Genomic DNA, 9,599 nt, shown 5'->3' on the forward strand with positions numbered 1-9,599 from the left:
AATATAATTTAGTTAAAAACCTGTGATTATTCACGGGTTTTTGTATTTTTTGTATAAAGTAACTGTAGGGTGTATGTTAAAAAGTGCTAAATTAGCGATTACTTAACAAAATAATAATTATAAAATGAGAAAAATTACTTTATGGCTATTGCTATTTTTTATCTCGTGGCAAATGAATGCTCAAAGTACATGTACCCAAACGTTTACTACGGAGGGTTATGATAATTCAGGAGCTACTCTTACTATTAATTCAGCAGATCTAACGTGCTATGGAGGAGGGACTGTAACAGGTATTCAAACGGTTAATGCTTCTGGTTCTTTGACAAGTGGCTTCTGTTCTACGAATCAAACTAGTTGGTTTAGTTTTCTAGTATCAATTGATGGGGCAGCCGGTACTTATATGTGTGGTCCTGATTTTAATAACATCGATTTGACAGGTTTTTCTAGTTTGACTATAACTGCGCAAGATGATGATGGTTGGAGTGATTATGTGACATTGACTTTAAGTCTGGAAGCAACATACACTCCTGTGACACCTCCTTCATGTGTGTCACTTTCAAGTCCGCTTGAAGGAGCTACGGTGTCCTCTTCTATTGTTTCTTGGCCGGCAGCAGACGGAGGTCCGACAGGGTATAAGTTGAATGCAGGAACAACTCCCGGAGGAACAGATGTTTTAAATATGTTTGATGTAGGTGATGTTTTGTCTTATAGTTTAGGAGTGTTATCGCCTGAAACTACATATTATGTAACAGTAATCCCTTATAATACTATTGGAGATAGAACGGGTTGTTCAGAAGTTTCTTTTTCTACTTGTGGAGTAATGACTGTTCCTTTTACAGAAGGGTTTAATTCAGATTCGATAACAAAAGGTTGTTGGAGTATCCTTGATGAAAACGGAGATGGAGATGCGTGGGATTTAAATTATACCAATAATCCTTATGAAGGAGATCAAGTTGCAGTTATCTATACAGACTATAATTCAGGAGATAATGATGACTGGTTGATATCGCCGGCTATAGCCTTGACAGGAAATCAGAGATTAAAGTTTCATTATAGAGTTCAATCTTCAGGAGAACCTAATGATTTTGAGTTATTATTGTCGACTACAGGAAATACACCGGCAGATTTTACAAATACTTTAATTACAAATACAAGTCATTCTAATACTGATTATGAAGAAGCTTTAGTAAACTTGAATGCTTATTCAGGGAATGTTTACATTGCTTGGCATGTTCCTTCAGGAGGACTAGATGGTTGGAGATTATATATAGATAATGTAATTATTGAAGAATTGCCCAGTTGTGTAGAGCCGGAAAACTTAATAGTATCAAATGTTACTCCAAATTCAGTTCGATTGGAATGGGGTGATCCTACAGGAAGTCAATTTGATTTTGAGTATTTAATTTTGCCAACAGGAAGTGATGCTCCTGATAATACTACATCGGGTATTTCTGTTGGAGATCTTACGGTAACAGACTCATCATTATCTCCTGCAACTACTTATGATGCTTATGTTAGAGCGTATTGTTCAACTTCAGATCAGAGTTTATGGGTAGGACCGTTAACTTTTTCTACTCCTGCGTTGGTTGTTTGTGGTACGCCTGTTAATACAACATATTGTTATGGGAACTATGATACAACTGGTTGGATATTTATTTCGAGTGATGGAAGTCCGCTAAGAGTTACATTTAATTCAGGAGAGATAGAAAGTTGTTGTGATGATATTCTTATTTATGATGGAACAGATTCAACAGGAACATTGTTGTATCAAGGAAATAATGGAGGGGATTTATCAGGGTTGACTTTTGACTCAATTTCAGATGCTATTTATATCCAAATGGATACAGATGTTTCTGTAAGTTGCTCTTCTGGAAGTTTTTCTAATCAAATAGATTTTACAGTTTTTTGTGCAACATGCATAAATCCTACAGCTACATTTGCTACAGTACCCAATTGTGTAAATAATGAATTTAGTATTGATGTTGATTTAACAAGTTTAGGTACGGCGACTTCTGTGTCAATATCTGATGGGACAACTACTTTGACCAATGTTGCGACAACAGATGTTTATACTTTTGGACCTTATGTGAATTCAACTTCTGTGTCTATTGTTGTTTCTAATGAACAAGATAATTCTTGCTATTTGAATCTAAATAGTATTAGTTATTCTTGTCCTCCGGCAAATGATGAATGTGTAAATGCTATTGCTTTAACGGTAGGTGGTGTGTTTGCGGATTATCCTGTTACGGGAATTAATTTAGCTGCAACAGCTAGTTCTTCAGAAATAGATCCGTCAGGATGTAATGGTTATTCAGGAGGAGATGTATGGTATACAGCAGTGGTTCCGAGTTCTGGTAGTTTGACTGTTGAAACAGGAGCACCTTCTGTAGGTTCAGGTATTGATACTGTGGTTACAATATATACAGGAGTTTGTGGAGCTTTAACAGAGGTAGGGTGTGATGATGATGGAGGAACAGGTGCATATTCGTTGACAGAATTAACAGGTTTGACTTCTGGAGAAACAGTTTATATTAGGGTTTATGAGTATGCTAATGATAATACAGGTAGTTTTGACTTAGCAGTTTATGATGCTTCATTAAGTAATGTTGATTTTAGTGTTGATGGTTTCAAGGTATATCCTAATCCTGTAAAAGATGTCTTAAATTTAGAATATTCTTCGGATATTACAGAAGTGAGAGTAATCAATCTTTTAGGACAAGAAGTGTTGAAGCAAAAAACTAATGCTACTTCAGCTCAGTTAAATATGGCTCCTTTAGCAACAGGGACTTATATTGTAAACGTACAATTAGGAGATGTAGTTAAAACTTTAAAAGTTATCAAAGAATAATTGATATAAATATCTTAATTTAACAATTTAGAAGGCTTTACTATATAGTAAAGCCTTTATTTTTTTAACGCTTATTGTTAGTATATTTCTGCTTTTTAATAAAAAAAATATATTAATGTTTGTTTTTGAGTTAATATTGATTGTTTTTGAGTCTTTTTTTTGTGAAAAGGTTAATTTGCAGTTAGTTTTAACTTAATGTAAAATAAATGAAAAAAATTACTTTATGGCTATTGACACTTTTTGCATCATGGCAGATGAGTGCTCAAAGTACATGTACGCAAACTTTTTCGGCTTCAGGATATGATTATTCGGGGGTTAATCTTACTATTAATGCTGCAGATTTAAATTGTAATGGAACAGGTACAATTAGCAGTATCCGAACACTTAACGCTTCTGGCGAATTAACAAATTCTCATTGTTCAACAGATCAGACTAGTTGGTATAGTTTTTTGGTTTCTATTGATGGAGGTGCAGGAACTTATATCTGTGGGACTGATTTCAATGATATTGATCTAACAGGCTTTTCTAGTTTGTCTATTACGGCACAGGATGATGATGGTTGGAGTGATGATATAACATTGAATTTAGATGTTGAAATTACATATACGGCTGTTGAAGTACCTTCTTGTACTTCTCTTTCAGTACCGGCTAACGGAGCAAGTAGTGTAATGTCATCGTTAGTTTCGTGGCCTTCTGCGGCGGGAACTGATGGTTATAAATTAACTGTAGGTACTGTTTCTGGTGGGGTAGATGTTTTAAATATGTTTGATGTTGGAAATGTATTGTCTTATGATTTAGGAGCTTTATCAGGAGCAACTACTTATTATGTTACTGTTACTCCTTATAATGTTATTGGTGATGCAACTGGTTGTGTAGAAAGTTCGTTTACTACTTGCGGGATTAATACTATTCCGTTCTTTGAAGGTTTTGAAACAGGATATGTAGATGCTGAAAAAGTAGAGAATTGTATATCTCAAGAATCTATTGGGGGAACAGATGTTTGGAGAGCAAATAATTCTGCTGTAGATTACAACAGAGAGCCTAGAACAGGAAATTGGAATTCTTATTTAGAATATGGAAATGAAGATTGGTTATTCATTCCGATCCAATTAGATGGAGGTACTCTTTATAGTGTAGAATTGTATGCTCGTCAAGATGGAGGTAATAATGCAAATGCTAATATAGCTATTAGTTATGGAACAACTCCTGATGCTACGGGTATGACTGAAACTATTGTTCCGGTTGTAGGATTAGTTGATGGAGAATATCAAAGAGTATCAGGGACATTTACAACGGCAAGTACAGGAACTTATTATGTTGGTATCAAAGGATATTTGAATTATTCTCCATGGTATATTTCTTTAGATGATATAACTATTGATTTAGCACCACCTTGTGTTGATCCTAATAATTTAGTAGCATCAAATATTACTTCTGATTCAGTACAGTTAGACTGGAATGATCCTTCTGGAAGTCAATTTGATTTTGAGTATTTAATTTTACCAACAGGAAGCACTGCGCCTGATAATACAACATCAGGAGTTTCTATCGGGGATATTACAGTAACAGACTCATCATTATCTCCTGCAACTACCTATGATGCTTATGTTAGAGCGTATTGTTCAACTTCAGATCAAAGTATGTGGGTAGGTCCAATTACTTTTACTACTGCTTGTGTTGCAGTTTCTGAGTTTTCTGAAGATTTTGAAGGTGTTTCGGCTCCGGATTTACCTATTTGTTGGAGTAGTGTTGTAGAGAACGCTTCTGATTATGCATATGTTAGAACTTATGCTTACGCTAGTAATTCTGGATCTAATTCTGTAGATATTTATAATAGTGATTCAGGTTCTACAGCAAATATAATATTAGTATCTCCGGTAGTAGATAATTTAGGAGCTGGTACTCACAGACTTAAATTTTTTGCTTCTAGTTATTATTCTGATATAGAAATAGGAACAATGACTGATCCGTATGATGCATCTACGTTTACTCTTTTTGAATCAGTTAGCTTAACAAGTGATTTTGAACAATATGTTGTGAACTTTGATACCTATACAGGTTCTGATAGTTATATTGCTTTCCGTCATCCGAATGAAAGTTCTTATTCAGATATTTATGTTGATGATGCTATTTGGGAAGCTAATCCAACAGTAGTTCCATCTTGTGCTACAAATGTAGTTTCCACTGTTGATAATTGTGGTAATTTTGCTACGGCTATTTCTTGGGATGCTGTATCTGGAGCTGAAGGATATAAAATTACAATCGGTACAACTTCAGGCGGAAATGATGTTGTAGATAATCAGGATTTAGGTGTAACGTTGAACTATAGTTATGAAGGTGCATTAAATACGACATATTATTTTACGGTAGTTCCTTATAATGTTGTTGGAGATGCGGTAAGCTGTTCAGAGCAAACATTTACAACTTCTCCAAATGGTTGTTATTGTATGCCGTCTTCTACATCAACAAGTACTTATATAGATAATTTTACAACGACTAGTGGTTCAGGGACAAATATTTCAAACTTGTCATCAGGATATACAACAGGAGGTTATGCAGATAATTCAGCGTCAATGAGTGTTGTAGCTTATTCTGGGTTGAGTTTTGACTTTAATGCTGAAATAGTTGGAGGTACGGTAGGATGTTCAGTTTGGGTTGATTGGGATGGTAATTATTCTTTTGATTCTACAGAAAGAGTATATAATACGACATCTTATGGAGATGGTCCTTTTACAGGGGCAATAACTGTTCCTTCTTCAGTGGCTAACGGAGATTATAGAATGAGAGTTTTAATTCATTATAATTCATCGAATCCATCAGATCCATGTGCGTCTAATGCTAGATTGGAAGCTGAAGATTATACTTTAACTGTTGAAACAGGATCTTGTGCTCCGGCTACTATTGAGTCTAATGATATTGTAGCAGATTGTGCAAATGAACAATATAGTATAAGTTTTGAAATAACAAATCTTGGAGATGGTACACCATCTATAACAGATGGTACAAATTCTTGGCCGGTAACGCTAGGGACTGTAGTGGTAGGTCCTTTTGCTTCTGATTCTACAGTGTCTTTATCATTATTACATGGGGTTAATAGCTTATGTGATTTAAATTTAGGAGATTTTACTTATGCATGTCCTCCGGCAAATGATGAATGTTCAGGCGCTATCAGTTTAACAGTAGGTGGAGTTTTTGAAGATAATTCTGTAGATGGAACTAATATATCTGCAACAACTAGTTCTTCTGAAACAGCCCCAACAGTATGTAATGGTTATTCTGGAGGAGATGTGTGGTTTACAGCAATAGTTCCAAGTTCGGGTAATTTGACTATTGAAACAGGAGTTCCTTCAACAGGTTCTGGTATTGATACTGTGATTACTGTATATACAGGAACTTGTGGCTCTTTATCGGAAGTGGACTGTGATGATGATGGAGCGGGTTCAAGTTATTCTTTAGTAGAATTGACAGGTCTTACTTCAGGAGAAATGGTTTATATTAGAGTTTACGAATATAATAATGATGATGCAGGAGATTTTGCAATATCGGCTTATGATGCATCATTAAGTAACTCTGATTTTGGTATTGAAAACTTCAGAGCTTATCCGAACCCTGTAAAAGATATTTTGAATTTAGAATACTCTTCTGAAATTGCAGAGGTTAGAGTGATCAACTTATTAGGTCAGGAAGTATTAGTACAAAAAAATAATGCAACTTCGGTTCAAGTTAATATGTCGAACTTGGCATCAGGTACTTATATTGTAAATGTACAAATTGAAGGTGTTATTAAAACATTAAAATTCATTAAGGAATAGTGGGATAATTAATGTTAAAATTTTAAACCCGCTCTGTTTTAGAGCGGGTTTTTTAATTTTTATGAAGTTGTATTTTATCTTTTTTACAGATAAAAGTACGAATAATTGTTAATTTAGTAGGTTTTGCTTTTGAAAATAAGTTAAAATTTAGTGAAATTGATTTTGTTACACTTTTTAGTATTAATTTGGCAGTGTTTTAATTTAAAAAAATAATACATGAAAAAAATTACGTTAATGTTAACTTTAGTTTTTTCTGTTTTTATTAATGCACAAACATTTAATGGAACAGGAGGAGCGATACCGGATAATAGTTGTGGTACAGCCCATGAATTTCCGGTGACGGTTTCGGGAGTTGGAGTCTTAGGGGCTGCCAATGTTCTGGATAATATTGCATTGGACATTACTCACACATGGGATGCCGATTTAGATATCTATATCATAGCTCCAGATGGAACATCTGTAGAATTATCTACGGATAATGGTGGTAGTGGAGATAATTATACAGGAACTATATTTAGTGCTTCTGCCGCTACTTTAATTACATCTGGTACAGCTCCTTTTACAGGAGTGTATAAACCAGAGGGAGATCTTTCTACTTTGATGGGAATTGATGCTGATGGAATTTGGATATTAAGAGTATGTGACGATGGTGTTGGGGATACAGGAACACTTAATTCTTGGTCTATTTCTTTCACTGTTGCACCAACATGTGTAGAACCTAATCTGTTAGCTGCATCAAATATTACTCCATATTCAGTACAATTAGACTGGAATGATCCTTCTGGGAGTCAGTTTGATTTTGAATATTTAATTTTACCAACGGGAAGCACAGCACCTGATAATACTACATCAGGTATTTCTACAGGGAATCTTACAATTACAGATTCTTCTTTATCTCCTGCGACTACATATGATGCCTATGTTAGAGCATATTGTTCAACTTTAGATCAGAGTGAATGGGTAGGGCCTGTTACTTTTACAACAAATTGTGTTGCTGTTTCTGATTTTGTACAAGATTTTGAGGGTACTACGGGAACAAATTTCCCTACGTGTTGGTCAAAAGTGGGTACATCAGGAGCAACTTATCCTCAATCTAGCACTGGTATTAGCGGTTCTAGAAATTTATATATGTATAGTTCTTCGACAACTAGTAGACCGGTAGTGGCTATGGTACCTGTAAATAATGCGGCCGATGGAACTCATAGAATGAAAATGAAAGTTAGAGCAAATTATACTGCAGGTGAAACATTGGAATTAGGATATTTAACGAATCCGTCTGATGCAACAACATTCGTAGCGATATCTTCTATCGTAACTAATAGTACAACTGTTGCTCAAGATTTTATAACTGTACCAACAGGAATGCCGTCAGGAGATGTTGTTTTTGCCCTTAGAACAGGAACAGTAACATATAGTGTATTAGTCGATGATATTATATGGGAAGAAATTCCAACAGTAGCTCCGTCTTGTGCTACAAATGTAGTTGCTGCTATTGATAATTGCGGTAATTTTGCTACTGCTATTTCTTGGGATGCTGTATCTGGAGCTGAAGGATATAAAATTGTAATTGGAACAACTTCAGGAGGAAATGATGTTGTAGATAATCAAGATTTAGGTGTAGCGTTGAACTATAGTTATGAAGGTACATTAAATACGACATACTATTTTACGGTGATTCCTTATAATGCTGCAGGAGATGCGGTAGGTTGTTTGGAGCAATCATTTACAACTTCTTCAAATGGTTGTTATTGTATGCCGTCTTCTACATCAACAAGTACTTATATAGATAATTTTACAACGACTAGTAGTTCAGGGACAAATATTTCAAACGTGTCGTCAGGATATACAACAGGAGGTTATGCAGATAATTCAGCATCAATGAGTGTTGTAGCTTACTCTGGTTTGAGTTTTGATTTTAATGCTGAAATAGTTGGAGGAACTGTAGGTTTTGCTATTTGGATCGACTGGAATAACGATTATAACTTTGATTCAACTGAAAGAGTATTTAATACTACAGCTTATAGTAATGGTCCTTTTACAGGTTCTATTGCTGTACCAAGTAGTGTAGCAGACGGAAATTATAGAATGAGAATTTTGACACACTTTAATTCATCGAATCCATCGGATCCGTGTGCATCGAACACTAGGTTAGAAGCTGAAGATTATACTTTAACTGTTGAAACAGCATCTTGTGTTCCGGCAACTATTGGAACTGCTAATATTGTGGCAGATTGTGCAAATGGTCAATATAATATTGATTTTGATGTAACAAGTTTAGGAGATGGTACGCCATCTATAACAGATGGTACAAATTTTTGGTCAGTAACGCTAGGAACTGTTACAGTTGGGCCTTTTACTTCAGGTTCTGAAGTTTCTTTAACATTGTTACACGGATCAGATAATACATGTGATTTAAGTTTAGGGGATTTTGTTTATACATGTCCTCCATCAAATGATGAGTGTGACAATGCAATAGCATTGACAGTGAATTCAGATTTAAACTGTGGTGTAGTAACAGCAGGAACAACAGTTTCCGCTACAGATTCAGGAATAGAGCCAGGTATAGCTGTTACAGGAACTCCAAATAATGATGTTTGGTTTAGTTTTGAAGCAACAGCTACTTCTCATCAAATAGCATTGTCTAATGTCGTGGCAGTTGTTGGAACAGCTACGGATATGGGAATGGCAGTATTTAGCGGTTCATGTTCTTCATTTGCTTTAGTAGCAGATAGTGATCCTAACAGTTTTACAGTATCAGGATTAACAATAGGAGATACGTATTATGTGTCTGTTTACGGTTGGGCATCAGGAACAGGAACAGCTCAAACAAATTTTGATATTTGTGTTGGAACTTCACCGGCAGCTCCATCAAATGATGAGTGTGACAATGCAATAGCATTGACAGTGAATTCAGATTTAAACTGTGGTGTAGTAACAGC

General features: G+C 35.2%; 3 protein-coding genes. All 3 read left to right on the forward strand.

The features are described 5' to 3' along the window. The first annotated feature begins 124 nt into the window (after positions 1–124). Positions 125–2,848: a choice-of-anchor J domain-containing protein gene (locus ACUSJC_RS15455; protein ID WP_449270467.1), complete on the forward strand. Its 2,724-nt coding sequence runs from the start codon at positions 125–127 to the stop codon at positions 2,846–2,848. 206 nt (positions 2,849–3,054) lie between these two features. Then, positions 3,055–6,660 carry a GEVED domain-containing protein gene (locus ACUSJC_RS15460; RefSeq protein ID WP_449270468.1) on the forward strand — a complete coding sequence of 1,202 codons (3,606 nt, stop codon included), beginning with the start codon at positions 3,055–3,057 and terminating at the stop codon, positions 6,658–6,660. A gap of 216 nt (positions 6,661–6,876) precedes the next feature. Next, positions 6,877–9,599 (forward strand): GEVED domain-containing protein (locus ACUSJC_RS15465; protein WP_449270469.1); only part of this gene is annotated, 2,723 nt, incomplete at its 3' end.

The organism is Flavobacterium sp. U410 (assembly GCF_053570605.1).

Bases quoted from the DNA above. Each gene is read 5' to 3' on its own strand.
- ACUSJC_RS15455 (WP_449270467.1), top strand. From the start codon at position 125: ATGAGAAAAATTACTTTATGGCTATTGCTATTTTTTATCTCGTGGCAA.
- ACUSJC_RS15460 (WP_449270468.1), top strand. From the start codon at position 3,055: ATGAAAAAAATTACTTTATGGCTATTGACACTTTTTGCATCATGGCAG.